22 protein-coding genes are annotated in these 25109 nt (G+C 71.3%); 6 read left to right on the plus strand and 16 right to left on the minus strand.

What is annotated here, in order from left to right; translation table 11 throughout:
• Window positions 1-8: 8 nt before the first annotated feature.
• Genes ACMCNN_RS06790 through ACMCNN_RS06800 form a run of 3 tightly spaced genes read right to left on the minus strand, consistent with a single transcriptional unit; the run spans window position 9 to window position 4207 of the window.
• Window positions 9-1412 (minus strand): CHAT domain-containing protein, encoded by a 1404-nt coding sequence (locus ACMCNN_RS06790; RefSeq protein WP_412745309.1) that lies wholly within the window; start codon window positions 1410-1412, stop codon window positions 9-11.
• Window positions 1409-2866, minus strand: a complete 1458-nt coding sequence (locus tag ACMCNN_RS06795) for a hypothetical protein (RefSeq protein WP_412745310.1) — start codon at window positions 2864-2866, stop codon at window positions 1409-1411. Before ACMCNN_RS06795 ends, ACMCNN_RS06790 begins: the two co-directional genes overlap by 4 nt.
• 9 nt (window positions 2867-2875) lie before the next feature.
• A complete protein-coding gene (locus ACMCNN_RS06800; RefSeq protein WP_412745311.1) occupies window positions 2876-4207 on the minus strand; it encodes a hypothetical protein in 1332 nt (443 codons plus the stop codon).
• A gap of 189 nt (window positions 4208-4396) precedes the next feature.
• On the opposite strand from ACMCNN_RS06800, the gene malQ reads away from it, so the two are divergent.
• Window positions 4397-6301, plus strand: a complete 1905-nt coding sequence (gene malQ / locus ACMCNN_RS06805; protein WP_412745312.1) for a 4-alpha-glucanotransferase — start codon at window positions 4397-4399, stop codon at window positions 6299-6301.
• A 65-nt stretch (window positions 6302-6366) separates the two neighbouring features.
• Window positions 6367-7614 carry a methyl-accepting chemotaxis protein gene (locus ACMCNN_RS06810; RefSeq protein WP_412745313.1) on the plus strand — a complete coding sequence of 416 codons (1248 nt, stop codon included), beginning with the start codon at window positions 6367-6369 and terminating at the stop codon, window positions 7612-7614.
• Window positions 7615-7681: 67 nt separating this feature from the next.
• On the opposite strand, the gene ACMCNN_RS06815 is transcribed toward ACMCNN_RS06810, so the two are convergent.
• The gene (locus tag ACMCNN_RS06815; RefSeq protein WP_412745314.1) at window positions 7682-9928 is read right to left on the minus strand and encodes an MMPL family transporter; all 2247 of its coding nucleotides are present in this window, start codon (window positions 9926-9928) and stop codon (window positions 7682-7684) included.
• A gap of 335 nt (window positions 9929-10263) precedes the next feature.
• Here ACMCNN_RS06815 and ACMCNN_RS06820 point away from each other — a divergent pair, with 335 nt between their 5' ends.
• Window positions 10264-11127 carry a P1 family peptidase gene (locus tag ACMCNN_RS06820; RefSeq protein ID WP_412745315.1) on the plus strand — a complete coding sequence of 288 codons (864 nt, stop codon included), beginning with the start codon at window positions 10264-10266 and terminating at the stop codon, window positions 11125-11127.
• Between the two features lie 33 nt (window positions 11128-11160).
• Here ACMCNN_RS06820 and ACMCNN_RS06825 read toward each other — a convergent pair whose 3' ends face one another.
• From ACMCNN_RS06825 to ACMCNN_RS06850, 6 genes are all read right to left on the minus strand, one after another.
• On the minus strand, window positions 11161-11865 hold the full coding sequence (locus ACMCNN_RS06825; protein WP_412745316.1) for a VOC family protein: 705 nt from the start codon (window positions 11863-11865) through the stop codon (window positions 11161-11163).
• Between the two features lie 94 nt (window positions 11866-11959).
• Window positions 11960-12748 (minus strand): phosphotransferase family protein, encoded by a 789-nt coding sequence (locus ACMCNN_RS06830; protein WP_412745317.1) that lies wholly within the window; start codon window positions 12746-12748, stop codon window positions 11960-11962.
• Between the two features lie 147 nt (window positions 12749-12895).
• Window positions 12896-13348: an Imm1 family immunity protein gene (locus tag ACMCNN_RS06835; protein ID WP_412745318.1), complete on the minus strand. Its 453-nt coding sequence runs from the start codon at window positions 13346-13348 to the stop codon at window positions 12896-12898.
• Window positions 13296-13640, minus strand: a complete 345-nt coding sequence (locus ACMCNN_RS06840) for a DddA-like double-stranded DNA deaminase toxin (protein ID WP_412745319.1) — start codon at window positions 13638-13640, stop codon at window positions 13296-13298. The genes ACMCNN_RS06835 and ACMCNN_RS06840 overlap by 53 nt, the downstream gene beginning before the upstream one ends.
• A gap of 162 nt (window positions 13641-13802) precedes the next feature.
• Window positions 13803-14069, minus strand: coding sequence for a hypothetical protein (locus tag ACMCNN_RS06845; protein ID WP_412745320.1), 267 nt, complete (start codon window positions 14067-14069; stop codon window positions 13803-13805).
• Window positions 14070-14136: 67 nt separating this feature from the next.
• Window positions 14137-14403 carry a hypothetical protein gene (locus tag ACMCNN_RS06850; RefSeq protein ID WP_412745321.1) on the minus strand — a complete coding sequence of 89 codons (267 nt, stop codon included), beginning with the start codon at window positions 14401-14403 and terminating at the stop codon, window positions 14137-14139.
• A gap of 380 nt (window positions 14404-14783) precedes the next feature.
• Here ACMCNN_RS06850 and ACMCNN_RS06855 point away from each other — a divergent pair, with 380 nt between their 5' ends.
• Window positions 14784-16055, plus strand: a complete 1272-nt coding sequence (locus ACMCNN_RS06855; RefSeq protein WP_412745322.1) for a helix-turn-helix domain-containing protein — start codon at window positions 14784-14786, stop codon at window positions 16053-16055.
• The gene (locus ACMCNN_RS06860; RefSeq protein WP_412745323.1) at window positions 16052-17005 is read left to right on the plus strand and encodes an NAD(P)-dependent alcohol dehydrogenase; all 954 of its coding nucleotides are present in this window, start codon (window positions 16052-16054) and stop codon (window positions 17003-17005) included. Before ACMCNN_RS06855 ends, ACMCNN_RS06860 begins: the two co-directional genes overlap by 4 nt.
• Window positions 17006-17009: 4 nt before the next feature.
• Here the strand turns inward: ACMCNN_RS06860 and ACMCNN_RS06865 are convergent, their stop codons facing one another.
• Window positions 17010-17501: a GNAT family N-acetyltransferase gene (locus tag ACMCNN_RS06865; protein ID WP_412745324.1), complete on the minus strand. Its 492-nt coding sequence runs from the start codon at window positions 17499-17501 to the stop codon at window positions 17010-17012.
• A gap of 297 nt (window positions 17502-17798) precedes the next feature.
• On the opposite strand from ACMCNN_RS06865, the gene ACMCNN_RS06870 reads away from it, so the two are divergent.
• A complete protein-coding gene (locus ACMCNN_RS06870) occupies window positions 17799-18821 on the plus strand; it encodes a zinc-dependent alcohol dehydrogenase family protein (RefSeq protein ID WP_412745325.1) in 1023 nt (340 codons plus the stop codon).
• Between the two features lie 131 nt (window positions 18822-18952).
• Here the strand turns inward: ACMCNN_RS06870 and ACMCNN_RS06875 are convergent, their stop codons facing one another.
• The 5 genes from ACMCNN_RS06875 to ACMCNN_RS06895 all read right to left on the minus strand — a co-directional run bounded on the left by ACMCNN_RS06875 (window position 18953) and on the right by ACMCNN_RS06895 (window position 24990).
• Window positions 18953-19378 carry a hypothetical protein gene (locus ACMCNN_RS06875; RefSeq protein ID WP_412745326.1) on the minus strand — a complete coding sequence of 142 codons (426 nt, stop codon included), beginning with the start codon at window positions 19376-19378 and terminating at the stop codon, window positions 18953-18955.
• A 382-nt stretch (window positions 19379-19760) separates the two neighbouring features.
• On the minus strand, window positions 19761-20540 hold the full coding sequence (locus ACMCNN_RS06880) for a hypothetical protein (protein WP_412745327.1): 780 nt from the start codon (window positions 20538-20540) through the stop codon (window positions 19761-19763).
• A gap of 65 nt (window positions 20541-20605) precedes the next feature.
• The gene (locus ACMCNN_RS06885; RefSeq protein WP_412745328.1) at window positions 20606-21976 is read right to left on the minus strand and encodes a WD40 repeat domain-containing protein; all 1371 of its coding nucleotides are present in this window, start codon (window positions 21974-21976) and stop codon (window positions 20606-20608) included.
• A 54-nt stretch (window positions 21977-22030) separates the two neighbouring features.
• On the minus strand, window positions 22031-23053 hold the full coding sequence (locus ACMCNN_RS06890; RefSeq protein WP_412745329.1) for an Acg family FMN-binding oxidoreductase: 1023 nt from the start codon (window positions 23051-23053) through the stop codon (window positions 22031-22033).
• Complete coding sequence (locus tag ACMCNN_RS06895) at window positions 23053-24990, minus strand: glycoside hydrolase family 15 protein (protein WP_412745330.1); 1938 nt, start codon at window positions 24988-24990, stop codon at window positions 23053-23055. The genes ACMCNN_RS06890 and ACMCNN_RS06895 overlap by 1 nt, the downstream gene beginning before the upstream one ends.
• Window positions 24991-25109: the final 119 nt, after the last annotated feature.

Here is a 25109-nt window from a genome sequence, read left to right on the forward strand (position 1 = left end):
GGGGGCGCTCATCCCGCACCGGCCGGTGTGTCGCCGGGGCCGTCGGGTGGTGGGGCACCGGCGAGGCGGCGCAGCTCTGCGACGGCGTCCGGCGGGGTGTCGGCGGGCAGCCGGTTGAGCAGGGCCGCCACGATGGCCATCGTGACGCCGTCCGAGGTGAGGCCCGGCGGGCCGGGCACCGGCTGCGGCGCGGCCTCCTCCGCCTCGGCGTCCCAGACCTGTGCCGCCAGCCGCACCTGGAACGGGTCGAGCCGGGTGTACAGCACCGGCAGCGTCCACTCCCCGAACGTGGTGGCGTCGTCGCTGTAGCTCTCCACCAGCGCCGCCCGCGGTGCGTTGAGGATGTGCGGCCAGTCGATGTCGCAGTCCACCACCCCGGCCGCGGGCCGGGTCAACCTGGTGCCCAGCTCCGTCAGCAGCTCCCGGTAGAACACCCGGGAGAATTCGTACGCGGCCAGCGCCTGCACGGTCTCGCGCATCCCCAGCGCGGCGGGCACCCCGGCCGCCGCCAGCGAGTGCGCCAGCGAATGCACCTCCTGCGCGGCCATCCCGCCCTGGCAGCAGTTCAGCACCACGAGCCACACCCCGAGCGGGGCCAGCAGCGTACGCATCTGCTCGATGTGCAACCGCACGCTCGGCGTGGCCGGGCCGACCGCCTGGCGTTCGACGTCCTGCCCGGTGGCCAGCAGCAGCCGCGGCTGGCCCTGGTCCGCCGCGCCGTGGCAGAAGAAGTGCAGCACGTGCGGGCGGCTGTCGGTGATGGCCCGCAACACGTCGGTGCCCCGGTCCGGCACGGCGACGGCGTGCAGGTCCCGGTCCTGTGCGGCGACGTCGCTGATCTTGTCGAGCAGGTCCTCCTCGCCGACCAGGACGGTGACGCTGACCCGGATGCCGGTCGCGCGGGCGGCCTGCACGGCCGCGTACAGGCCGGACCATTCCTGCTCGGCGGGCACCCCCAGCGCGGAGAGTACGGCGGTGATCCGCAGCTGGCCGGTGAACGTCGGCACCGACCCGGCCAGGTCGATGCCCTGCTCGGCGATGCGGCCGATCGGGGCCTGCGCCAGCGCGAGGAAATGGTCGCCCTCGTCGCAGAGCATCTCCCAGTTGTACAGCTCGGCCCGCTGGTCCAGCAGGTTGAACATGATGGACTGGGTCTGCCCGGCCGGGGCGCCCGCGGCGTTGCTCAGCGCGCGCTGGACGTCCGGATGCTGGGACAGCTCCTGCCACAGGCGGCGGCCGTACTCGCGAACCCAGCCGTTGGGCGGTGGCGGGGGTTTGCCGGTGGGCAGTTGCGCGGCCGAGCACACCAGCTTGCGGGGCTTCGGGTCGGTCGGCGGGATGGGTCCGCGTTCCAGCCGGAAGCACAGGGCGTCGTCGCGGTCCGGCCCCACCTGGATGATCACCCGGCTCATCGCGGCACCTCCGGATCTCCCGGGGCGTCGCTGATGTCCACCACGGACGGCGGCGGGTTCTCGGGCGCCGCGGCCGGGGCCTCGGCGTACCGGTCGACCACGCCCTGGATCAGCTCCAGCGCCTTGGCCACCCCGTCGGTCAGTTGCGGCGGGGCGGGTTCGTTGTCGCGCCACTGGTGCAGGCGCCACTCGTACTGTTCGACGAAGCGCTGCGACGCCGACACCCAGGTCGGCGTGGCCGCGGTATCGGCGACCAGGCCGCGCACCTTGTCGGAGGGGGCCGCCGCCGCGCCGGTCTGCTCGCTGCGGCCCGGCTCGGTGGCCACCTGGAACGGCTGGCAGTACACGAACACCGCGCCGTCGGTCGGCGGCAGCGCGGGCTCCGGGCTGGCCATCAGCCGGTACCCGTCGGCCAGCGCCCTCATTTCGGGGTCCAGCCGCGCCTCGTGATGCACCAGGGTGGTGGGCCGCAGCTCCGCGACCGCGGTGGCGACCAGCCGCAGGCCCATTTCCGACGGGTTGCCCGGCGGCGAGGTGAACCCGCACCCCCACGCGCCCACCTGCAACAGGAAGCGGGTCAACGCGGCTGTCGACACCACCGACAGGCCGGAGTCCGTGGGATCGGCCGGGTTGTCCGACAGGGCGAGGGCGCCCTGATCCAGCCGCAGCACCGCCCCGGCGACGAAGTGCACCACGTCGACGCCGTGGCCGCACAGCGCGTCGCGCATCCAGGTCAGCCAGACGTTGCGGTGCTGGCCGACCGCCGAATCGGTGGAACCCGCGTACACCGGCGCGAGGTCGGCGCCCGTGCCCGAGGTGTCGTCGCCGATCGCGGCCGGGTCGTGCAGCAGCACCCGGTCGGCCCGGTCCACCGGGGACTTGACGTGGCGCAGCAGCTCGTACAGCTGGGCGGTGGGGAAGATGTGCAGGGTCGTCGGGAGCGGGATCGCCCCGACGATCGCGGCGGCCAGCCGGCCCACCAGGTCCGCCTGCTCGGCCAGGTCGCCAGGGCCGTCGTCGGCGCACAACGCGACGGTCACGGCCCGGCGGGACCTGACCGGTTCGACCACGAAATCCGGCAGCCGCAGCACCGGCACCGGCAGCACCGGGACGAGCAACTGCTCCCACGGCACCAGCCCCAGATGCCCGTACGGGCGGACCAGGTGCAGCCACAACGGCCGTTCCGGTAGGGCCGCGCCCCGCACCGCCTCCGCCAGTTCGGCCGCCATCGTGGCGGGCAGCCGGAACTCGTACCCGGTGCCGTGGCTCGTCTCGCAGTCCAGGACGGGCGGCAGCCCCAGCTCGGTGGCGGGCACCTGCCAGCTGGCCACCGGCTCCGTCTGGTGCTCGCGGGTCAGCTCCAGTTCGCAGCGCACCGACGGCGGGTCGGCGTCGGCCAGCAACCTGACCTTGAGCGCGCTCAGGTCGTAACGCCGCTTGAGCAACTCGGCCATCGCCTCACCTCACCGGGTCATGAGGTCGTACAACATCCACCACGTGCTGGGGTTGCTGACCTCGCCGTGCGACGGGATCGTCCGGGTGCCGTCCACGCCGACCACCTGAAGGCCCGGCGCGTCCAGGGCGTACCGGGTGGTGGGGTCGAGGATGGGGGTGAGCGCGGCCTGCGCACCCAGCGGGCGCGGGCCGTAGCCGCCGAGCGCCGCGTAGCGGCTCGGCGGCTCGTCGGCGGCGATGTCCGCCTCGCCGAGGTCGCCGGAACGGCGCAGCGCGAGGTGGAAGAACCTGGTCAGGGGCTCGTCGTGGCCGCTGAAGGTGGACAGGATCGGCTGGCCGACCCGGTCGAGCACCGGCCGGTAACCGCCCGGCCGGCCGTGGCCGTCGGCGTCCGCGGCGAAGCACAGGTGCGACACGGCGGGCTCCAGCAGCAGCGCCGAATGCACCGGCGCGGGTAGGGCGGCCGGGACGGTGATCGCGGACAGCAGCACCTTCGCCCCGAACGAGTGGCCGACGACGTGGACCCGGGCGCCGGTGCCGAGCAGCTGCACCAGCAGCGGGCCGACGCCGCGGGCACCGACGCGCCCGGCGCGGTCCTTCATCAGCCATACAGACGCGCCGCGCAGGATCTCGCGGGGCCGCAGGAAATCCGGCCAGCCCGCCGCCTGCGGCACACCGTCCACAGTGGGCGGTGCGTTGTCGAAGTCGGCGGGGTCGGCCGAGCGGCGGCGCCGCGGTGCCTGCCAGGAGGCGGCGATCTCCGCCGGGGTCGGCGGTGCCTGTTCCGCGGTCTCGTCGCGGTCGGTGCCGTACAGCGGGGCGAGGATCCCGGCGAGTTCGAGGGCGTCGGCCTCGTCGAGGCTGCGCTGCTGCGCCAGCGCGAACAGCCGGGGACGGTGGTCCGGGTCCACCGCCGCGGCCAGCTCGGCGAGGTCGTCGCGCTCGTCGGCGACCAGCCCGTCGTCGGCGTCGCCGTCACCGGCGAAGTCCGGCGGCTGGTCCGCGTCGGCCACCAGCAGTTTGCTCGGCCAGAAGATCGCGACCAGCAGGGGTGCGTAGCCCGGCGCGACGGGCAGGGCCCGTTCGCTGCGCATCCGTACGTACCCGTTGAAGAAGTCGTCGTAGTGGCCGGTGGCCTGCCGCCAGTCGTTGTTCCAGCCGTGGCAGAAGATCACGATGTCGGTGAACCCACCGCCGCGCGCGCGGTTCACCAGGTCGTCGCGGGTCCGCGGCCCGGTGCAGGCGCCGTCGGCGTCGAACGGGATCACATACCACGGCACGGCCGCGCCCTCCGCGGTCCGGACCATCCGGTACGGCCCCACCGGCAACTGATCGGTCACGACGGCACCTCCCGAGTTCGCAGGCCACGCCTGTGATGTGGGTCTCTCCATGGTGATCCCGGAGCCCGGCGACCGTAAAGGTCGGTCACACATCTGACAGGACTGTGAACAGGCCGGCCCGTGCGGTCGCAACTGCCCGGTACCCGATTCGTCGGGCCCTCGGCAACCGGCGCGACGGACTCTTCGGCCATGACCACATGGCGGGACCAGGTGATCGGCGAGCTTGCCCCGCTCGGCCTGCAGACCACGTTCGTCGATGCGTTCGGCACCGAGCGGTCGGTGTCCGACGCGACCCTGGCCCGGCTGCGCGACCAGCTCGGCGACGCGCCCCGGCCCACCCCGGCCACCGTCCCGCTCGTCGGCTGGCCCGACTGGGGGCACGGCGAACTCGTCGGCGAACTGGTCTGCGAGAACGGCGAGGTGTGGCAGCTCGACGGCTGGCTGCCGCCCGAGGTCCCGTACGGCTACCACCGGCTGACCGGCCCGCTGGCCGCGAACCGGCTGATCGTGATCGCGCCCCGCACGTTCGCCGAGCCGGACCGCGGCTTCGGGATCGCGGCCCAGCTGTACGCCGCCCGCTCGCACACCTCGTGGGGCATCGGGGACTTCGCCGACCTGGCCTGGCTGGCCCGGCGTACCGCGAGGGCCGGTGGCCGCGCCGTCCTGGTCTCCCCGATGCACGCCGCCCGGCCGTCGCGGCACCAGAACCCGTCGCCGTACGCCCCGGCGTCGCGGCTGTTCCTCAACCTGCTGCACATCGCCGTGGCCGAGATCCCCGGAGCCGAGCTGGTCGACCTGTCCGACCTGGCCGACGCGGGCGAGGCCCTCAACGACGGCGACCGCATCGACCGCGACGCCGCGTTCGCGCTGAAGATGGCGGCACTGGAACGGATCTGGGCCGCCGTCGGCGGCGAACCCGGACCCGACTTCGAGACGTACGTGGCCGAGCAGGGTCCCGCACTGCAGCGGTTCGCGATCTGGTCGGCGCTGTCCGAGCAGTACGAGGGCGCCTGGTGGGACTGGCCCGAGGGCTTCCGCCGTCCGGACACCGCGGAGGTGGCCCTCTTCGCGGCCGCGCACGCCGACCGGATCCGGTTCTGGGCCTGGTGCCAGTGGGTCGCCGACTCCCAGCTCGCCCGGGCCTGCGCGCAGGGCGCCGACGTGGTGCTCGACCTCGCGGTCGGGTTCGACGCGGGCGGCGCGGACGGCTGGGCCTTCCAGGATCTGGTGGCGTTCGGGTTCGAGATCGGCTGCCCGTCGGACCACGGCAACCCGGGCGGGCAGCGGTGGGGCGTCGCCCCATTCGACCCGGCGCGGCTGGCCGCGGCCGAGTACGCCCCGTTCGTGGCGATGGTCCGGGCCGGGCTGCGGCACGCCAGGGCGCTGCGCATCGACCACGTGATGGGACTGTGGCGGCTGTTCTGGGTGCCGCTCGGCGGCGGCGCCGACGACGGCGTGTACGTGCGCTACCACGGCGACGCGCTGCTCGGCATCCTGCGGCTGGAGGCGCACCGCGCGGGTGCCTGGGTCGTCGGCGAGGACATGGGCACGCTGGAGGAGCGGGCCCTGCACGTGATGGCCGAGGCGGGCACGCTGTCGTACCGGGTGTCCACCCGTACCCATCCGGACGAGTTCCCGGAGCGGGCCATGGTGGCCTGCGAGACCCACGACCAGCCCACCATCGGCGGCCTGCTGGACGGCTCCGACCTGCGTACCTGCCAGCGCATCGGCAAGCGGGTCGACCTGGACGCCCAGGCCGCCCTGCGCCGCCGCATCGCCGCTGTCGCCGGGCTCGACCCCGACGCTCTGGATCACGCCGGCCGTCTGGAGATCGAACAGGCGGTCACCGCGATGTACGCCGAGCTGTCCGCCTCCCGCTCCCGCCTGGCCATCGCCACCCTCGACGACCTGGCCGGCGTCCGGGTACGCCCGAACATCCCCGGCACGATCGACGAGCACCCGAACTGGCGCATCCCGCTGCCCCTGCCGATCCACGACCTGTTCGAACGGGTGCTGGCCCAGCGGGTCCTGGCGACGCTGGCGGCAGATCGGGCGCTGCCGGACATCGGCGACGACGAGCGCTGGGCCGCCTGAGGAGGCACCGCCCCTGGCGGCGCGGACAACTCAAGACGAACCCGCAACGACCGACAAGGAAGACCGTGAGCAAAACATCTGACCATAGCGCCGAAGACCCCGCCGCCCCGGCCGCGGAACGGAAGGTCGGCGGGCTGTCCCGCGTGTGGCGGCTGTTCCCGAGCATGCGTGCCCTGCTCGTCTTCCTCGCCGCCACCCTGGCCGGCGGCAACTCCCTGCTGCACGACTGGGTGGCCGTCTCGTACCTGAAGGGCAAGGTGCCCGACGACGTCCGCGACGGGATGATCCGGACCATGGGCATCCTGAGCGTGGTCGCGACCGTGGTCATCGTGCTGATCGTCTGGTGGGTCGCGGCCAGCATCACCCGGCCGCTGCGCGACACGCTGGCGTTCCTCAAGCGGATCGTGGCCCGCGACCTCACCGGGCGCATCCAGGTGGACGGGCGCGACGAGGTCGGCCAGATCGCCGCCGGGCTCAACGGGGTCGTCACGGAGATGTCCACCGCGCTGGCCGGGATGGGCGACAGCGCCGAGGAGCTCGGCCGCTCCGCCGTCCGGCTGGCCGACGTGAGCACCCGCCTCGACGGCAGCGCCACGCACGCCTCCGGTCAGGCCGAGTCGCTCGCGCGGGCCTCGGGCGGGGTCAGCGGTAACGTGCGCCGCGCCGCGGAGGGCATGGCGGGCATGTCCCGCTCGATGTCGGAGATCGCCCAGAACGCGGGCCAGGCCGCCGAGGTGGCCGACGCGGGCGCCCAGGCCGCCGCCGAGACCAACCGGGTCGTGGCGGGCCTGGCCGCCAGCACCGCCGCGATCGAGGACGTGGTGAAGACGATCACCGCGATCGCCGAGCAGACCAACCTGCTGGCGCTCAACGCCACGATCGAGGCGGCCCGGGCGGGCGAGTCCGGCAAGGGCTTCGCGGTGGTGGCCGGGGAGGTCAAGGACCTGGCCCAGCAGACCGCCACCGCCACCGAGGACATCCGCCGCCGGATCGCCGCGATCCAGGAGGAGAGCGCCGACGCGGTCACCGCCATCGGCCGGATCGCCGAGGTGATCACCCAGGTCAGCGGACTGCAGCAGACGATCGCGTCGTCCGTGGAGGAACAGACCGGCTCGGCCACCGAGGTCAGCGCGGCCGTGCACGACGCGGCGGCCAGCACGGACGACATCACCGGCGGCATCGATACGGTCGCCGAGGCGGCCCGCGGCACGGCCGCGGGGGCGGTGGAGACCCAGCAGCTCACCACGGCGCTGCACGACACCGCCACCCAGCTGCGTACGATCGTCGGCCGCTTCCAGCTCGAACGCCCCTGATGCACCGCCGCCCCCCGACCACGGGGTCGGGGGGCGGCGGCTATGGGGAGGGAGATGGAACGTACGGTCAGGCCGCGCCGACCAGCTCGCGGGTCGGCTCCTCGCCCTCGGGTGCGGTGCTCGGGCCGGTCGGAGCGGCGTGCTTGCCGCCGCCACCGCGCAGGAACCGCGGCGCCCACCAGTTCGCGTTGCCCAGCAGCGTCATCACGGACGGCAGCACCACCGCCCGGATGATCGTGGCGTCGAGCAGGATGGCCGCGGCCAGCCCGACCCCGAGCTGCTTCATGTCGATCGTGCTCAGCGTCGCGAAGATCGAGAACACGGCCACCATGACGATCGCGGCGCTGCTCACCACGCCCGCCGACCCGGCGATGCCCTCGGCCACCGCCTCGCGGTTGGGCACACCCCGCTGCACCGCCTCGCGGATCCGGCTCACCACGAAGACGTGGTAATCCATCGACAGTCCGAACAGGACCACGAACAGGAACAGCGGCAGCCAGGTGACGATCGCGCCCATCGAGGTGAACCCGAGCAGCCCCTCCGCCCAGGTGTGCTGGAAGACCAGCACCAGCAGCCCGTACGCGGCGGCCGCCGACAGCAGGTTGAGCAGGATCGAGGTCAGCGCCACCACCACCGAGCGGAACGTCCACGCCATCACGAGGAACGTCAGCGCCAGCACGAAGCCGACCACGATCGGCAGCTTGTGCCAGATGTGCGACGCGTAGTCGTCGCTCTCGGCGACGTTGCCGCCCACCGCGTACTCCGCGCCCTGGACACTGTCCAGTGCGGCCGGGACCAGATCGTCACGCAGCCGGTGCAGCGACTGCTCCGCCTCGGCGCTGCGCGTCGAGTACGGCGTGGCTACGTTCAGCACGGTCACCGTGTGGTCCGGCGACACCTTGATGTCCGGGCCGGTCGTCTCCAGCTTCGCGAACAGCGGGTCGGACTGGGTGCTGCCCGCCAGCTTGGTCAGCGCCGCCTTGACCGCGTCCGCTTGCTCCGCCGGCGCCTTCACGGCGACGGTGTGACTGGTGCCGTTGCTCGGGTACGCGGCGGTCAGCCGGTCGTACGCCTGCATGGCGGCCGTGGTGCGCGGCAGGTCCTCCGTACCCGGGAATTTCAGCTTCATCCCCAGCGCGGGCGCGGCCAGCGCCAGCAGCGCGAGCACGCTCACGACCAGGGTGGCCAGCGGCCGGCGCAGCGCCGGGCGCAGCACGAGCGGCCAGAACCGGCCGGACACCGGCTGCCCGTCCGGGCCGATGCGCCGCGCGGTGAGGCGCCACAGGAACGGCACCCGCGGCCGGTCCACCCAGCGGCCCAGCTTGGCCAGCAGGGCGGGCAGCACGGTCAGCGAGCCCAGCACCGCGACCGCCACGACGAGGATCGAGCCGACCGCCAGCGAGGAGAAGATCGCGTCACCGGCCAGGAACAGACCGGCCATGGCGATGATCACCGCCGTACCGGAAACCACCACCGCGTGGCCCGAGGTCTCCGCGGCGATCTCCACCGCGTCGACGTGGCCGCGTCCCTTGGCCCGCTCCTCGCGTTCCCGCCGCACGTAGAACAGTGAGTAGTCCACGCCGACCGCCATGCCGATCAGCAGGATGACGCTGCTCGTGGAGTCGCTGGCCGGAATGAGGTGCGAGGCCAGGGTGGACAAACCCATCGCCGCGGCCACCGACGACATGGCCAGCAACACGGGTACGCCCGCGGCGATCAGTGCGCCGAACGCGATGACCAGGATGGCCAGCGTCACCGGCAGGCTCAGCAGCTCGGCGCGGTGGAAGTCCTTGCCGAGCGTGTCGTCGAGGGCCTTGTTGATGGACGGCCCGCCGACCTCCTCGACGCGCAGCTCCGGATGCGCCTGCTGCACCGTCGCGGTGGCCGCGCGCAGCGGCTCCACCCGGTCCGACGCGGTCTCCGGGTCACCGGACATGGTGATCGGCACGAGCAGCGCTGACCCGTCGCGCGCCGGAACCGGCTCGCCGACCCCCGCCACACCCGGCACCGTGCGCAGCGCCGTAGTGGCGTCCTTGGCCGCCTTCTGCGCCGCCGCCTTGTCCAGCGTGCCCGAGGTGGCGGTGATCAGTACGTTCTCCACGGCCGGTTCCGTGTCGAACTTGCCCTGCTCGATGATCACACCGGCCCGGCCGGACTCGCCGATCGCCATGTCCTTCGCGGTGGCCTCGGTGAGCCCCGCGGCGTTGCCGCCGACGAAGCACACGGCCACGAAGACCACCCACATCGCCAGTGCGCGCCATGGATGTTCGGCGCTCCACCGCGCCATGCGTACCGTCACCGGTCGCCGTCCCATCTCCGCTTCCCCCTGTTGTTCGACGTTGTGTCGGACCTGAACCTATGAAGGCGGCGCGTTCGGGACATCCGGGTCCGACCCGCGTTGATCCCCGATCGCCGCGGGCGGCGCCTCGGTCGGGTGGCCGACAGACCGGACCCGAAATCCCGCGTACGGACGATGGATTGGGTCAATTGCTCCGCCTTCGGGAGGAGGCCGGGCGCGATCGACCCTGAGATCGCCCTCAGGGTTCCCCCGCTGCATCCCCGAGGTCGCGTCCCTTGTGCCAAGCTCGCGTTCATGACCCAGCTGCCTCCGCCTTGCCGCTCTGGCTCTCGCGCTCGGTGCGGTCGGTCATGACCCGGCCGCAGCTGTTGTCGGCGTGGGCCGGGCACTGGACAGGCTCGGGAACGGGCGTCACTGTCGTGCTGCCGCCGCCCGGCACGGTCGGTTCCGGGGAGGTGCGCGGCGGCGCTCCCGCGACCCGCGAGTTCGCCCTGCTCGACCCGACCCGTCTGGTGGACCGGGTCGATGCAGTGGTGCTCTCCGGCGGGTCCGCTTTCGGCCTGTCCGCGGCAGACGGCGTGATGGGCCTGCTGCGCGAGCGCGGCCAGGGTTTCCCCACCCCCGCCGGGCCGGTCCCGATCGTGGTCGGCATGTCCGTTTTCGATTCTTCTGTACGGTCTGGGCCGCCTGGAGCGGACGACGGCCGGTCAGCGGCGCACGCCGCCCTTGCCGGTGATCCGTTTGGCATGGGCCCGGTCGGCGCGGGCACCGGCACCGGCACCGGTGCGTGGCGGGGTCGGCGGGATCCCGGCGGTGTGGGCTGGGCGACCCGGACCATGGGCGGGGCCGAGGTGGCCGCGCTGGTCGTCGTCAACGCGTGGGGCGACGTCCTCGACGAGTCGGGTCGTCCACTGTTCGGCGGCGCCGAGGGCCCTGCCCCGAGCGGGGCGGGCTTCGGAATGCAGAACACTACGGTCGGGGTGGTGCTGACCAATGCCCGACTGTCCAAAGCGGACTGTTTCCTGCTCGCGCAGAGCGGTCACGCCGGGTTCGCGCGTGCGATCCACCCGGCGCACTCCCGGTTCGACGGCGACGCGGTGGTAGCGCTGGCGACGGGTGAAGTGGGGACCGACGTCAGCCTGGAGCTGGTGCGTGCGATCGCGGTGGACGCGATGATCGCCGCCGTACGTGCCGCGGTCACCACCCACCCGTGAAGCTTCGACCAGAGCGTGCCTCCGGCGCTGTTGTCAGCCCCGCCCGACGCAGAACTCGTTGCCGTCCGGGTCGGCCAGCATGACGGCGCTGCCCTCACCGGTCCCCAACCGGCTGGCTCCGAGGGCGACCAGCCGTTCGACCTCCGCGTGCTGGTCGCCACCGGCCGGGGTGAGGAGGAAGCGTTGCCGGTTCCGTCGTTCTTTCGGGGCAACCGGTGGGCCTCCCCACGCGACCTTCGTCCCGCCGTACGGAGACTGGATCGCGGTCTCTTCGTTCTGGTCCCACACCAGCGGCCAGCCCAGCGCCTCGCTCCAGAAGAGGCCCACCTCGCGGGTGCCGTCGCAAGCCAGCTCCCCGAGAAAGCCGCATCCCGCGAGATAGGAGTTGCCGGGTTCGATCACGCAGAATTCGTTGCCCTCGGGGTCGGCCAGGACGATGTGACCCTCCTCGGGGCGCTGCCCGACGTCGAGGTGGCGAGCGCCGAGCCGCAGCGCCGCCTCGACCGTGTGCTGCTGGTCGACGTGGCTGGCGCTGGTCAGGTGGAGGTGCATGGGGTTCAGCCCCCTCTTCTCCGCATGGCTCGGGACGAATCGGAGGCTCAGCTGGGCATCCTCGCCGTGCAGGAACGCACCACCGGCGTCCTCGCTGACCTCCCGGCCGAGCAGACCGGACCAGAACTCGGCCAGGCGAGCCACGTCGTGCGCATCGAAGACGACGGTCAGTGCTCGTGAGGTCATGACCGCACAGTAGGCAGGAGCCATCAGCACAACAAGGCGCCCCGCAGACCTACCCGATGCGGTTTCCTGCTGTCGCGAGCGTGCGGTGGTCGGATCAGGTCTGTGGGTAGCGCACGCGCCGGTATGCCGCCCACTTGTCGGTCCAGGCCGCGAGGTCGTGTACCCATGCGTCCTTGCTCGTCCGCGACTTGACCGACCATTTCGTGGCATTCATCGACGCGAACGCGTTCAAGACGTCGGGATCAGTCGCAGTCCAGGCGGGGAAGCGCGCCAACCAGTCTTCCGCCTGTTCGGGTGTGTGGCCACTGCCGATCAGCCATTGCACGAGCAATCCCAGCTCGACCCACGGTGCCGCCTTGGTCGCGTACGCCCAGTCGACGATCCGTAGACCGTGCCGGACCACGATCAAGTTGGCTGGGTTGAGGTCGGTATGCACGAGCATCTCGCCGTCCATGGCTGGATGCGCGAACCCGAGCCGCGCCGCCGGGCTGAACCAGGTTTGGCCCTGTGCAGGCGTTTGCCCGAGCTCTTTCACCGCCAGACCGAGCAGGTCGAGGTCGGGACTGCCCGGCGACAAGTCGGCGTGGAGGCCGTCGAGGTGCTCGAAACCCACGACAAGCCAGCCGTCCCTTTCGAAATGCCACTCGACTGCTGGTGAGTACGACCGGTCGACGGCCTTGCTCACCAGCAGTTCGTAGCGCAGTGACCGGACGCCCAATTCCGAGGAGGCCGCCTTGACGAACACCTGCCCTTTCGATCCGGCGACGGCAGCGGCGATCTCCGCATGATCGCCACTCGCGGCCGGGGTGACGGAGGTTCCGCCCACCCGATCTGCGATCTCTGTTCTTGTGGTTTCGGGTAAGACGGTCCAAACTCTGCGCATCGATCACCTTAAACGGGTCGGCCGGTGAGGCCGGGATGAGGCCGGACTTGGCGGTGACAGGACTCTGTCTCACCATCACTCCTTTGCCCTGCTGCAGGGCCGGAGTGGCGAGCTGCGCGTTCGGAAATGAGGTGTGGGGCGCAGGGGTTACTTTCCCCACGCAAGGCACGTCGGCCGTTCACCGGTCTCGACGAACTGGCGTGCCGCTTCACGTGCCTTCACGGGAGTGACGCGCAGGCAATTCGGGTCTTCCTCGGTCGGAAGGTGTCCGTAATCGAACTCGATCGGCTTCCCGTCCCACGCCGTGACCCCGGGCTCGTAGCCAACACCGTCGCCCGGCCCAATCCAGAAGACACGTGCCCTATCCGGGTGTCCGACACTCATATGAAGACCAACCGGCATCCCTCGATGCTCTTCGTTCTTCGTGATGTCAACTACAAAATGGAGCCCCGTAGGTCCACGTTGGGCTTCAATGCGGTTGAGGACCTCGTCAAGTTCAGTCGCGCTGCTGACACTCGCTGTCTTCTCGCCGTTGTCCCACTGAATCTCAATCGTCATCGCGAGGCCTGACCACCCTTCCATTTCCGAAGTATCGATCATGAAACCTCAATTTTCCTCGCTCCCGGACATAGACGTCAAGTGTCGATCCAATGGGGAGCATATCTCGCAAGAGCGCATTGCATCCAAACTTGCCTTTGCATGGTTCGCTGGTCAACACCAAGTGAACGTATTCCAATTCCGGCCGTTCACGCATCAGCGCGGCTACGTGACCCTCTACGTGAGCTAGACCCACGTTCCCTGCACGAGACCACGGAAGCCAGTCTCGTACGAGCGTCGCGGCGTTGTCGACTATCTGGCCTCTCGCGCCGTTCGCGATGGGGCCGGGATGCAACTCGTGCCCGTCATGATCCAGGGCGATGCCTGCGACCAGAGCACCCGGCGGAAGGCGGAGGCGCCCCGCAGCATCCCGTACGATCCTCGAAATTGGAGCTGCTGGAGCCAGGGGTGAACTGTTGTCATGTTGTGGTGACGGCGGAGGTGATCCGCCAGCTCCTCAAGACCCGCCGAGTACCCAACCCGCGTACGACTGCAACGACTCCCGGCAACCCTCAACGGCGGCGCGTGCCCGTTCGATGTCTTCCTTCGCGGTGCGAAGCTGATGGTACGCACCCATGATGTAATCGTTCTGGGTGTCACCGACAACCGCACCGATACGGCCGATCGTCTCCTCAATTTCTTCGCTCACGGCGGCCAGGCTCTGTGCCGGTAACCCGTTCTCAGCAATCTGGAAGACTGCCCCGGCGCTTTCTGCCATGGACATGACGTACTCACCTCCCCATTGGTTGGATGTATGCGTAGGCCGCGCGTGCGTCGCGAAATATCCCGATCTAGCGTGCGGATGCGCGCCACAGCGAGTGAGAGCGCGGAAGCGCCGCCGCATCTACGTAGAGTTCGCGTCGCAGGAATGCGCCGTGCAGGGCTTGGTCGCCGTTGGCGACCTCCGCCGTGATGTGGAACCAGAGCCGATTGTCAAAGACTGTTTCTGCGAGAAGTTCAGGCGCGTGGACCAAGATTGGACCCACGCCGAACTTGTAAGCAGACTCCGCGAGGAACAGCAGTTCGCCGTGCCGTGAGGTGCTAGCCATGTCGTCCACGCGGGGTCCACTGTGGCCTTGTTCCGCTGTCCAGTCCCGGATTCCATGCCCGCAAGGCGGTCAGCAGTTTGCCCAACGTCTCGATGTCGGTCGACCACCGGGGTTCGTTCGGGCATACCACCACGGCCGCGCGGAGTCGCCGAAACACGCGCGCCGGCTCGGCCGACCAACGTGGCGTGTTTGGAGGCGGTCCGACCGTGTGCCTACACCCGTGCTGCTCGTGCCAATGGCGCATCATGCCTCCCTGCAACCGGGGAACCGAAGCCGTCGGCTTGACGCTAGAACCACCAGGGCGACAGGAGTGGTGGTCAAGCGCTGCCATCCGGCAGGCTGAGGACCTGGCAGCGTTGGCAACACTTTGGCGGCACGGAGGGCCATCGGTGGAGACATTCGGGCAAGCCGCTCGACGCTTTCGCGGCGGCATGTCGCTCCGTGAGGCCGCTCGCCGAGCACATCTCGACTCCGGGCATCTCTCGCGCGTCGAGGCCGACAAGCGGCCACCCACGCCGTTGATCGCCCAGGCTCTCGACGAGATCTACCAAGCGGGCGGGGAACTAGCCGCACTGGCCGACGCGCGCGGCGAACCGTGGAAACTCGACAACGGGATCTGGCGGCCGAAGGACTCCGAACGGCTTGCCGCCGCTGTGCTGGCGACGACGCCCACGGCAGAGAACGCTCGCACGCTGGCGCACATGTGGTTGATCGCCGAACCGCCCCAGGTCACCGCCACTCGTGCTGGCCGCCGAATCGGGGTGTCTCAGGTCATGGACGTGGAGAAGCGCGTCCATCAGCTCCGCAAGCTCGATGACTATGTCGGAGGACAGGACACGCATGCGATGGTCACCGGGGAGCTCATGGCGACGGCTGCGCTCCTCCGCGACGCCGCCTACACCGAAGGCGTCGGCAGGCGTCTCCTTGTCGCGATCGGCGAGCTGGCTCAGGTGGCCGGGTGGGTCACCAGCGATGCGGGACGCCATGCCGAGGCGGAGCGCTACTACCTCGCCGGGATGCGTGCCGCCCACGCAGGCGGAGACGTGGCGGGCGCGGCCAACAATCTCTCGTCGCTGGCATACCAGATAGCCAACGTCGGCGACGCCAGAGAGGCAGTGACGCTCGCGAAGTCCGCCTTCGCTGGCGCGCGTCACGCGGCCAGCGCGACGACCAAGGCGCTCCTCGCCGAACGAATCGCCTGGGCCGAGGCTCGGGTCGGTGAGGTCGGCGCGGCCGAGCGCGCCCTCGGCACGGTTGAGGAACAGTACGGACATCGCCAGCCGGCCGACGATCCGATCTGGGTCTATTGGCTCGACGAGGGCGAGATCGACATCATGGCCGGGCGAGTCTGGACTCAGCTCCGCCGCCCGCTGCGAGCGGTTCCCATCCTGGAGCGCGCGACCGCCGGGTACGGCGAGGAGACCGGGCGGGAGACGTCGCTCTACTTGACCTGGCTCGCCGAGTCGCTGCTCCAGGCGAACGAGGTCGAACGCGCGGCCGAAGCCGCAACGCGCGCACTCCATCTGTCCCGCAAGGCGGGTAGTTCCCGCGTCACCGAGCGGCTCCGCATCCTGCGCGCGAAGCTGGCGAGGTGTCCTGGCGTGGCCGAGGCATTTCGGGAAGAGGCCCACGCCGCCGGAGAGTTGAGGATGGGCGAATGAGAGCGGTCGTGTACGACCGGTATGGCCCCCCGGACGTGTTGCGGATCGAGAACGTCCCCACGCCGTCTCCGGCCGCCGGTCAGGTGCTGGTCAAGGTCGCGGCGACCTCGGTGAATCTGAGCGATTGGGAGACCCTGCGCGGCACCCCGCTGTACTCGCGCATCGGTGGCCTGCGCACCCCGGCCCGCCGGATCCTCGGCTCCGACATCGCCGGATGGGTCGAGGCGGTCGGCCCGGCCGTCACCCGATGGAAGCCCGGTGACGAGGTGTACGGCGACAACCTCCGGCTCAAGGGCGGCTTCGCCGAGTACGCCATCGCCCCCGAGTCCGCGCTGGCTCCTAAACCCGCCGCGCTGACATTCGCCGAGGCGTCGACGATCCCGCAGGCGGGCGTGATCGCGTGGCAGGGCACCGGCGGCGTCGCGGCCGGGCACCGGGTCCTGATCAACGGTGCGGGCGGAGGTTCGGGTGCGTTCGCCATCCAGCTCGCCAAGCGACTCGGCGCCCGGGTGACCGGCGTCGACAACGCGAGCAAGCTCGACTTCATGCGGTCGGTGGGCGCGGACAAGGTCATCGACTACCGGAGCGAGGACTTCACGCGTGCCGGTCCGTACGATCTCGTCCTCGATCTGGTCGCCCACCGGTCGGTGTTCGCCTACCGCCGGGCCCTGGCCCGCGGTGGCCGTTACCGGTGTGTCGGCGGGTCGGTCTCGGCGCTGGTGCGTGTGCTGACGGTCGGTTCGTTGGCGGGTCTGCTCACGGGCCGGCGCCTCGGCGTGCTCGCGGTCAGGGAAGGGCCCGCGCATTTCGGCCCGGTCGCCGACCTCTGCGCGACAGGTGCCCTCAGGATCCACATCAGCCACACGGTCGGCCTCGACGACGTGCCCGCGGCGCTGGCCGATGTGGGCGAGGGACGCGCCCTCGGCAAGGTGGTCGTGAGCGTGCGTTGACGGGCTACAGCCGCTTCTCCATCACGCGGGTGGGTCGGCCCTTGGCGCGGTCCGGGCGCAGGTCGATCCGGCGGTAGCCCAGCGCTTCCCAGAACTGCTGCGCCTCGGGGTTCACCACCAGAACCCCGAGGCGGATGGCGGTGGCGCCTTCGGCCCGGAACCGGTCCTCGATCGCGGTGACGATCGTCCGGCCGTACCCCTGGCGTCCCTGCCGTCCGTCGACCAGCAGCAGGCCGATCCAGGGGTGACCGTCGGTGGGATGGCGCAGCAGCAGTTGGGCGAAGCCCACTGCGCGGCCGGTGCCGTCGCGGGCGACGACGGTCTCGCATCCATCGGCCTCCGCGTCCTCGCGGAGCATCGGCTCGAGCGTGGCCCGGGACATCGACTCGGGGTCCTGGTCGCCGCTGCACCGCCAGTAGTCGGGCTGGGACAGGCAGATCTCGACGAGGCTGTCCAACTCGTCGCCGACCAGCGTCGCCCGGCTCAAGGTGATCATGTGCAAAGGCTAGCGTCGGCGGTCGGGCGGTGCTTCGCGACGGTCGCGGTCGGTGCGGGGCGGCCCAAGGGGGTTCTGTCATTACCTGGATCGACAGACCCTCCCACCGGCGCACGGAAGCGGCTTACATGGATGCCGAACCCCGGTGGGCGGCCGGCCACGCCGGCCGCTGGCCCCCGATCCGCATATCGGCGCCGAACCGGGGAACTGGACTGACCTCAGGCCACCAGCGCACCGGCGCACGTCGGCCGGCATCGCGTCGGTACTGCCGCATCACCTTCGGAAGGGATCATCCCGATGCGCGGAACTATGCTGTACGCCCCCGGCGACGTCCGGGTCGAGACACGGGACGATCCGCGGATCGAGCGACCCACCGACGCGATCATCCGGATCGCCGCCGCCTGCGTCTGCGGTTCCGACCTGTGGCCCTACCGCGGTATCGCGAAGGTCGACGGACCCAGCCCGATGGGCCACGAATACGTCGGCGTCGTCGAGGAGGTCGGCGGCGATGTCGCCTCGATCAAGCCAGGTCAGTTCGTGGTCGGCTCGTTCTTCGCCTCCGACAACACCTGCGAGATCTGTCGGGCCGGGTATCAGTCCCGGTGCGTGCACGCCGAGCCGATCGGCGCCATCGGCACCCAGGCCGAATACGCGCGGATCCCGCTGGCCGACGGCACCCTCGTCGCGGTCGCCCAGAGTCCGTCCGAGGATTTGATTCCCGGCCTGCTGGCCGCGTCCGACGTGCTCGGCACGGGATGGTTCGCCGCGGTCGCCGCGGCAGCAGGGCCGGGCAAGACGGTCGTCGTGGTCGGCGACGGCGCGGTCGGGCTGCTCGGTGTGCTCGCCGCCCAGCAGTTCGGCGCCGAACGCATCATCGCGATGAGCCGCCACGCGGACCGGCAGAAGCTGGCCCTGGAATTCGGCGCCACGGACATCGTCACCGAACGCGGCGAGGAGGGCGTGGCCCGGATCAAGGACCTGACGAACGGGCTCGGCGCGCACTCGACCATCGAGGCCGTCGGCACCCGGGAGTCGATGATGCAGGCCATCCACTCCACCCGCCCCGGCGGGCACGTCGGCTACGTCGGCGTGGCCCACGGTGTCGAGCTGCCCGGCATCGAACTGTTCTTCTCCGGCGTGCATCTGCACGGCGGCCCCGCGCCGGTACGGCGCTTCCTGCCCGAACTCATCGACCTGATCACCAGCCGGGCCATCGACCCGGGAAAGGTCTTCGACCTCGCGCTGCCCCTGGACGACGCCGCCGAGGCCTATCGGGCCATGGACGAACGCCGCGCGATCAAGGCGCTCCTGCGCCCCTGACCCCGGGCTCGAACCCCTGCCCGGGGAGGGCTACCGGAAGGCGAGCACGGTCACCCGACGCACACCGGCGCCGACCCCGACCCCGACCGGTACGGGGCCGGCGCCGCTCTTCGCGTGTCGTCCGAGCGCCGTCAGATCACTTGGAAGATCCCGCTCTGTACGAATGAGAAGTCGTTCGTCACGTCACCCAGTGGCGCTCCGGCGGCGACCGCACCGACGACCTCCAGAAGGTCGCCCGGATCGATCCCGGCCGAACCTCCGGCGACCTTGAAGACGAAGAGCTGGTCATTCGTTTTCCAGGTCTCGTTCTGCCCGATGTTGCCTTGTGCGTTCGCGGGAGCGGCGTTCACCGTCACGAGCGCGAATCGCGTGAGATTGCGGATCTGAATGGTGGCCCTGTAGGGGGTGAGTTCGCCGGGCCCGATGCGCCCGTTGCCGGCTTCCGCTTCGAGGCGTACGTCGAAGCCTGTTGCCTTCTGGACGGTGGGCACCCGGAATGTGCCGCCGGGGTCCGCCGGGTAGACCGTAATTGCTTCCACATCGCGAAAACCTGGCATGGATCTCTCCTTTGAACGGGTTGACGATGCCTCGTGGCCTCAAGGTCCGACGTGCTGAGACAGCCCAGCCGCGCAGGGTCGCGCGTGAATGGTGGGCCCCCCGTTCGCCCCGATGCGGGCAGGTACGATTCGGCGTGGCGGTAGCCGATTGCTCTATCCACATTGATTGTCAAATACGCTGATCACAATGTGGTGCAGTGTCGGGTTCCAGGCTTTGCCCTGAGCTGAACGATCTGATAGTCGGCGGTTTGTCACGGCGGCGCCGGGGTCATATCTCGACATTCCGCTATTGTCGGCCCGCGCAATTTTGCGCCCATCTATATTCGATGGCGTCATCGCCGGACATGCCATGGCGCGGATCACCCCCAACGGGTGACAAGGGTCAGCCGACGGGGCTGGGGGTGAATGCGGCCCGCAACGCGGCGAGTTCCTCTTCGGTGCCGATGGCCGGGCGGTGTTCCGGGTGGTCGAGGTAGCGGCGCAGGGTGTGTGCGAGGAACGCCGGATCCACGTGCAGGCGGTCCGCCCGCAGGTGCCAGGGACGGAACGTGTGGGGCGACTCGGGAGGCGGACGGCGGTACACCGTGACGACCCGGGGGTTCCGGCCGGTCGGCGGCGGTGGGCCGCCGGGCACCAACTCGTCCCAGCCGAACTGCCTCCGCCAGCCCATCAGCCTGTGGACGGCGACGCCACCCGGATCGAGAGTCAGCCGTGGATAGCCCGCCACGATCACCACCGCGCCCAGGATCAGCCCGACGACGGCGCAGACCGTGAAGACGTCCGTGACGATGCCCAGATCGGCGATGCGCACCTGGTCCATGCCGGGCACGCGTTCGTGGGGCACGAGGCTGCCGCTGAACCAACCGATGAACACGCACTGCGGGCCGGCCCAGCGCGGAGTCAGGTCCGCGACGAAGCGGCGCCGGTCGGTGTCCACGCCCCATTCGGCCGCTCGATGCCAGGCAGGTCGGGTGCACAGCCAGTACCCGCCCCACGGGATCAGGACGGCGGTGACCGCCGAGGCCGTGGAGATGGCCACGCTCCACTCAGCGGATCTCAGCGCGTAGGTCAGCGGGGTGACCCCGAACTCGGTGACGATCCGCAGGGCAAACGCCACCATCATGAATGGCACAGCGGCAAGGCGGGCGGCGCGGTACGACACCGCGGCAGCGTACGCGAGTGCGAAGCCGCCGACGGATCGGCCGCGGGGACGGCAAAGACTGCCTGTCAGGCGGCGCCGTGGGGCAGCAGGACTTCCGGCGCCCAGTACCGGATGGTGCTGTCGCAGCCGCCGGACAGCAGGCCGGTCCCGCCCGGTCCGGGCCAGGGCAGCAACGTCACGAGCGTGTTGTACGGATCGCCCTGGACGTGCCCGCGCAACGGCGACCGGACCGGCGCCACCGTGACCGGATCCCACAGCGTGATCCCCGCCCCGGTATCGGAGCAGGCCAGCAGATCCCCGGCGGGGGTGGCGACCGGGACCAGGTCCACGGCGATCCCCGTCACGCCGTTCGCCGCATCGGACAGGACACCGGCGGGCTCCCCGGTCTCGGCGACCCACAGCCGAACGCGGTCCGTGTCGCGGCTGCCCGCGGCGGCGATCAACGTGCGGCCGGTCGCGTCGGTCAGGACGGTCAGCGCCGTCTCCACGCGCCCGTCGGTGGCCAACGGTGCCCCGATCGGCTCGCCGGTGAGCGCATTCCATCGCTGGACGCCCACGTTCCCGGCCGAAAGCACCATCGGCCGCGAGGTGCCCCCGACGACGGCAATGCGGTGCACCCCCTGCCGGCCCGTGGTGATCTCCCGGCCGGTCCGGGCCCGGGTGGCCGGATCCCAGAACCGGATCACCCCGTCGCCCCCGGCCGAGACGAGCAGCGTCCGCCCGTCCGGCAGCGGCATCGGCCGCAGATCGTTGACTCCGCCCGGGTGGGCATCGACGGGGGAACCGGTCGGTGCGCCGGTCCCGCCGTCCGACCACTGGATGGTGGATCGGCGGTAGTCACCGGAGGCCAGCACGGTGCCCCCGCCGGGGACGGGCACGGCGGCGAGCGCGCTGACCCCGGCCTCCGCACCGAGGGGTGCGGTGCCGACGCGGCGGCCCGTGGCCACGTCCCAGACGAGCAGGTCGGGCACCTTGTTGTGCCCGCTGACCACCCGTACGCCGCCCGGCAGCGCCGCCAGGACCTTCACCCACGCGGTCTCGTCGGCGTACCGGGGCGGTATCAGGGCCCGGCGCGGTTGCGGATCCGGCTCCGCGTCCGAGGTCAGCTCACCCGTTGCCGGGTCCCAGATCAGCGGTTCGGGCTCGTCCTCGTCGGCGCCCGTGTCGACCTGCAGGAGTTGGCGTCCACCGGGGCCCCGCAGCACGGCGAGTTCGTCCTTCGGCGGGTACATGGCCGACACCGGCAGCGGTGCCCGGACCTGCCGGCCGTCGGCCGGGTCGGAGAACCGTACGGTGCCGTCGAGGTGCAGCGTCACGACCGTCCCGGCGCCGTCGGCCGATGCCAGCAGGAAGGCGTCGTCGTACGCCTCGCCCCAGCTGTCGGTGAACACCCGCTGCCCGGTGGTCGGCACCGTCCAGGTGTCTTCGTCGTGCACAGCTGTCGCCCTCCCACGGCCGGTACCGGTCGGGAACCATACTGGGCCCGACGATCAACTCCGGTGCGGCCCGGTGTACCCGACGACCGTGCCCGCGCCACGGCGTGGGGTGGGCGGCGGGGCCCCGTCCTCCACCGCGACCCCGATCCGTAGCACGACATACGGCACGTCGCCGCCGGGCAGCAGGCCCCGCACGAGCGCCTCAGCGTCCGGTACCTCCAGCACGTCGGTCATCGGGGAGCACGCCAGCCCTTCCACCACCGCGGTCAGCAGCACCGCCGACAGCGCCTCCCCGGCGCGCAGCCAGTCGCCCGGACCCTCGCCGGGCCCGTGGAGGATCGCGTACGTCGTGCCGCGGTCGTCGCCCTTCCCGGCCGCCAGGGTCGGCGCCGGACTCACGACCGCCGGGAGCCCGGCGTCCGCGGGCGGGGTGTAGTCCCGGACCGGTACGCGGTGCGGGCCGGGACGGACCGCCGTGCCGGGTGGGACGCCGTCGTCGCTGCCGGGCGGGCGCCCGGTCCACCGCGCCGTCATGGCCCGGTACGCCGGGTCCGCCTGCTCGGCCGCCGCGGCCGCCGCCGCCGCCCGCGCCAGCGTCGGCACCCGGCCGTCCGGGATCGGGTACAGCCCGGCCTGCTCGGCGTGCGCGGCCGCCCGCAGCCGGGCCAGGGCGGCGGGGTCCACCGGGGTGGGGCCGAAGGGCCGCCGGTCGGTGTGCCGCGCCGGGATGGCCCCGCGCAGCCGGCGTACCCAGGGACCGGGGTCGGCCCGCCCGTGTACGTCGAGGAGCGCCACCAGGTCGGGGTCGGCGGGGTCGGGGAGCCGGGACACGTCCGCGAGGCGACCGGCGGCGGCCACGGCGAGGCGGGCGTGGTGCAGCGCGGCGCCGCAGCTCAGCAGCAGCTGGTGCCCCTCGGGGTCGGCGGGGGCGAGCTGCCGCTGCGGGTCGCAGCGCAACTCCAGGGTGCGCGAGCCGACCCGCCACCGCCACGGCTGGGTGTTGAACACCGACGGCGCGCGCTGCGCCACCCGGGCCGCCTCGGCCAGCGCCCGTTCCAGGTCGGTGTGGGGCGGCATCAGGCGCTGGCCGGGTTCGCCGGGCTGAACTGGCCCGGTGCCACGCTCTGCTCGGCGCGGATCACGTGCATCACCGCGTTGATCAGCGCCAGGTGGGTGAAGGCCTGCGGGAAGTTGCCCAGGTGCCGCCCGCTGTTCGTGTCGATCTCCTCGGCGTACAGCTCCAGCGGGCTGGCGTACGCCAGCAGCCGCTCGCACAACTTGCGGGCCTGTTCCACCTCGCCGATCTCGACCAGCGCCGACACCAGCCAGAACGAGCAGATCGTGAACGCGCCCTCCGCACCGGACAGCCCGTCGTCGGTCTCCTCGACGCGGTAGCGCAGCACCAGCCCGTCCACGGTCAGTTCGTCGGCGACCGCCAGCACCGTGGCCCTGATCCGGGGATCGTCGGCGGGCAGGAACCGCAGCAGGGGCAGCAGCAGCACCGAGGCGTCCAGCGCGGTCGAGCCGTACCGTTGCACGAAGACGCCGCGGGCGTCGACGCCCTTGGCGCACACCTCCTCGTGGATCTGGTCGGCCAGGGTCTGCCACTTCTCGGCGTACTCGGGCTCGTCGTAGAGGCGGGCCAGGCGGGCGCCGCGGTCGAGGGCCACCCAGCACATCGCCTTGCTGGAGACGAAGTGCTGCGGCTCGCCGCGCACCTCCCAGATGCCGCGGTCCGGTTCCTCCCAGTGCGCGGCGGCCTGTTCGACCTGCCTTTTGAGTACGGGCCACAGCGACTCGGGCAGCTGCTCGCGGGAGCGGGCGTGCAGGTACACCGAGTCCAGCACGGCACCCCACACGTCGTGCTGTTTCTGCTTGTACGCCGCGTTGCCGAGCCGTACGGGGAAGGCGCCCTCGTACCCGGACAGGTGCGGCAGCGCCTCCTCCTCGATCTCCCGTTCGCCGCCGACCCGGTACATGACCTGCAGGTCGTGCCCGTCCTTGCAGGCGTCGTGGATGAAGTAGAAGAAGTCGTTGGCCTCGCGGTCGAAGCCCAGTGTGTACAGGCCCCACAGGGCGAACGTGGAGTCGCGCACCCACGCGTACCGGTAGTCCCAGTTGCGTTCGCCCCTCGGGGTCTCGGGCAGCGCCATGGTGGCGGCCGCCAGCAGCGCACCGCTCGGCGCGTACGTGAGGCCCTTGAGGGTCAGGGCGCTGCGCTGCAGGTAGCTGCGCCACGGGTGGTCGGGGAAGTCGCCCAGGGTGATCCACTGTCGCCAGTATTCGGAGGTGCGGCCCATCCGGCACATCGCGTCGTCCAGGGTGAGCGGGGGCGGCAGGGCCGACCAGCACAGCGCCACGAAGTGGGTCTCGCCCTCGACCATCCGGGTCCGGGCGTTGAGGCCGCGGCCCTCGATGCCGGGGCGCAGGTCGGTGGTGAGGCGCAGGCTGACCTCGGCGTCGGGGCATTCGGCGACGACGTGCCCGTAGCCGGGGCCCTCGTAGCGCCAGGCGGGCTCGCGACGGCCGTAGTCGAACACGGGTTCGCAGGTCATCGACAGGTCCACCGACCCGCTGACGCAGCGCACCGTACGGAGCAGGCAGTGCTCGGCGTCGTAGTCGGTGGGGGAGCGGCGGTGGGTACGGGAGCGCTCGTCGATGTTGTGCCACGGGCCCATGCACAACGCGTCGCGCACGATCAGCCACCCGGTACGGGTCTGCCAGGTCGTCTCCAGCATCAGGCTGCCCGGCATGTAGCGCCGCGCGGCGGGCACCATCTCGTCGTACGGGCCGAGCCGGAACGCGCCCGCGCTGCGGTCGAGCATGGTGGTGAACACGCTGGGCGAGTCCGGCCGGGGCAGGCACATCCACTCGACCGCCCCGTTCGGGGCGACCAGGCAGTTCACCTCGCAGTCGGACAGGAACGCGTAGTCGGCGATGGGCGGGAAGGAGCTGCGGCCCCACGGTTGCAGCGGGGGCGTCGGGACTTCGGAGTCCGGTCGCGCGTTCTCCATACCGCCGATGGTCACCCGGCCCGCGCGGGCCGCGCCAGCGTTTGCCCCCCGATTGGTGGTGCCGCGGCGCGAACGCGCGGTGAATTCTCGTCGATGGCCGGTCACGCGTTGCCTTTTCC

The sequence above is a fragment of the Krasilnikovia sp. MM14-A1004 genome, assembly GCF_047159485.1.
GTDB lineage: Bacteria > Actinomycetota > Actinomycetes > Mycobacteriales > Micromonosporaceae > Actinoplanes.

Excerpts from the sequence above, each read along its gene's own strand:
- ACMCNN_RS06790 (WP_412745309.1), bottom strand. The coding sequence starts at position 1,412 with ATGAGCCGGGTGATCATCCAGGTGGGGCCGGACCGCGACGACGCCCTG.
- ACMCNN_RS06795 (WP_412745310.1), bottom strand. The coding sequence starts at position 2,866 with ATGGCCGAGTTGCTCAAGCGGCGTTACGACCTGAGCGCGCTCAAGGTC.
- malQ (WP_412745312.1), top strand. The coding sequence starts at position 4,397 with ATGACCACATGGCGGGACCAGGTGATCGGCGAGCTTGCCCCGCTCGGC.
- ACMCNN_RS06815 (WP_412745314.1), bottom strand. The coding sequence starts at position 9,928 with ATGGGACGGCGACCGGTGACGGTACGCATGGCGCGGTGGAGCGCCGAA.
- ACMCNN_RS06820 (WP_412745315.1), top strand. The coding sequence starts at position 10,264 with ATGACCCGGCCGCAGCTGTTGTCGGCGTGGGCCGGGCACTGGACAGGC.
- ACMCNN_RS06825 (WP_412745316.1), bottom strand. The coding sequence starts at position 11,865 with ATGACCTCACGAGCACTGACCGTCGTCTTCGATGCGCACGACGTGGCT.
- ACMCNN_RS06830 (WP_412745317.1), bottom strand. The coding sequence starts at position 12,748 with ATGCGCAGAGTTTGGACCGTCTTACCCGAAACCACAAGAACAGAGATC.
- ACMCNN_RS06835 (WP_412745318.1), bottom strand. The coding sequence starts at position 13,348 with ATGATCGATACTTCGGAAATGGAAGGGTGGTCAGGCCTCGCGATGACG.
- ACMCNN_RS06845 (WP_412745320.1), bottom strand. The coding sequence starts at position 14,069 with ATGTCCATGGCAGAAAGCGCCGGGGCAGTCTTCCAGATTGCTGAGAAC.
- ACMCNN_RS06860 (WP_412745323.1), top strand. The coding sequence starts at position 16,052 with ATGAGAGCGGTCGTGTACGACCGGTATGGCCCCCCGGACGTGTTGCGG.
- ACMCNN_RS06865 (WP_412745324.1), bottom strand. The coding sequence starts at position 17,501 with ATGATCACCTTGAGCCGGGCGACGCTGGTCGGCGACGAGTTGGACAGC.
- ACMCNN_RS06870 (WP_412745325.1), top strand. The coding sequence starts at position 17,799 with ATGCGCGGAACTATGCTGTACGCCCCCGGCGACGTCCGGGTCGAGACA.
- ACMCNN_RS06875 (WP_412745326.1), bottom strand. The coding sequence starts at position 19,378 with ATGCCAGGTTTTCGCGATGTGGAAGCAATTACGGTCTACCCGGCGGAC.
- ACMCNN_RS06890 (WP_412745329.1), bottom strand. The coding sequence starts at position 23,053 with ATGCCGCCCCACACCGACCTGGAACGGGCGCTGGCCGAGGCGGCCCGG.
- ACMCNN_RS06895 (WP_412745330.1), bottom strand. The coding sequence starts at position 24,990 with ATGGAGAACGCGCGACCGGACTCCGAAGTCCCGACGCCCCCGCTGCAA.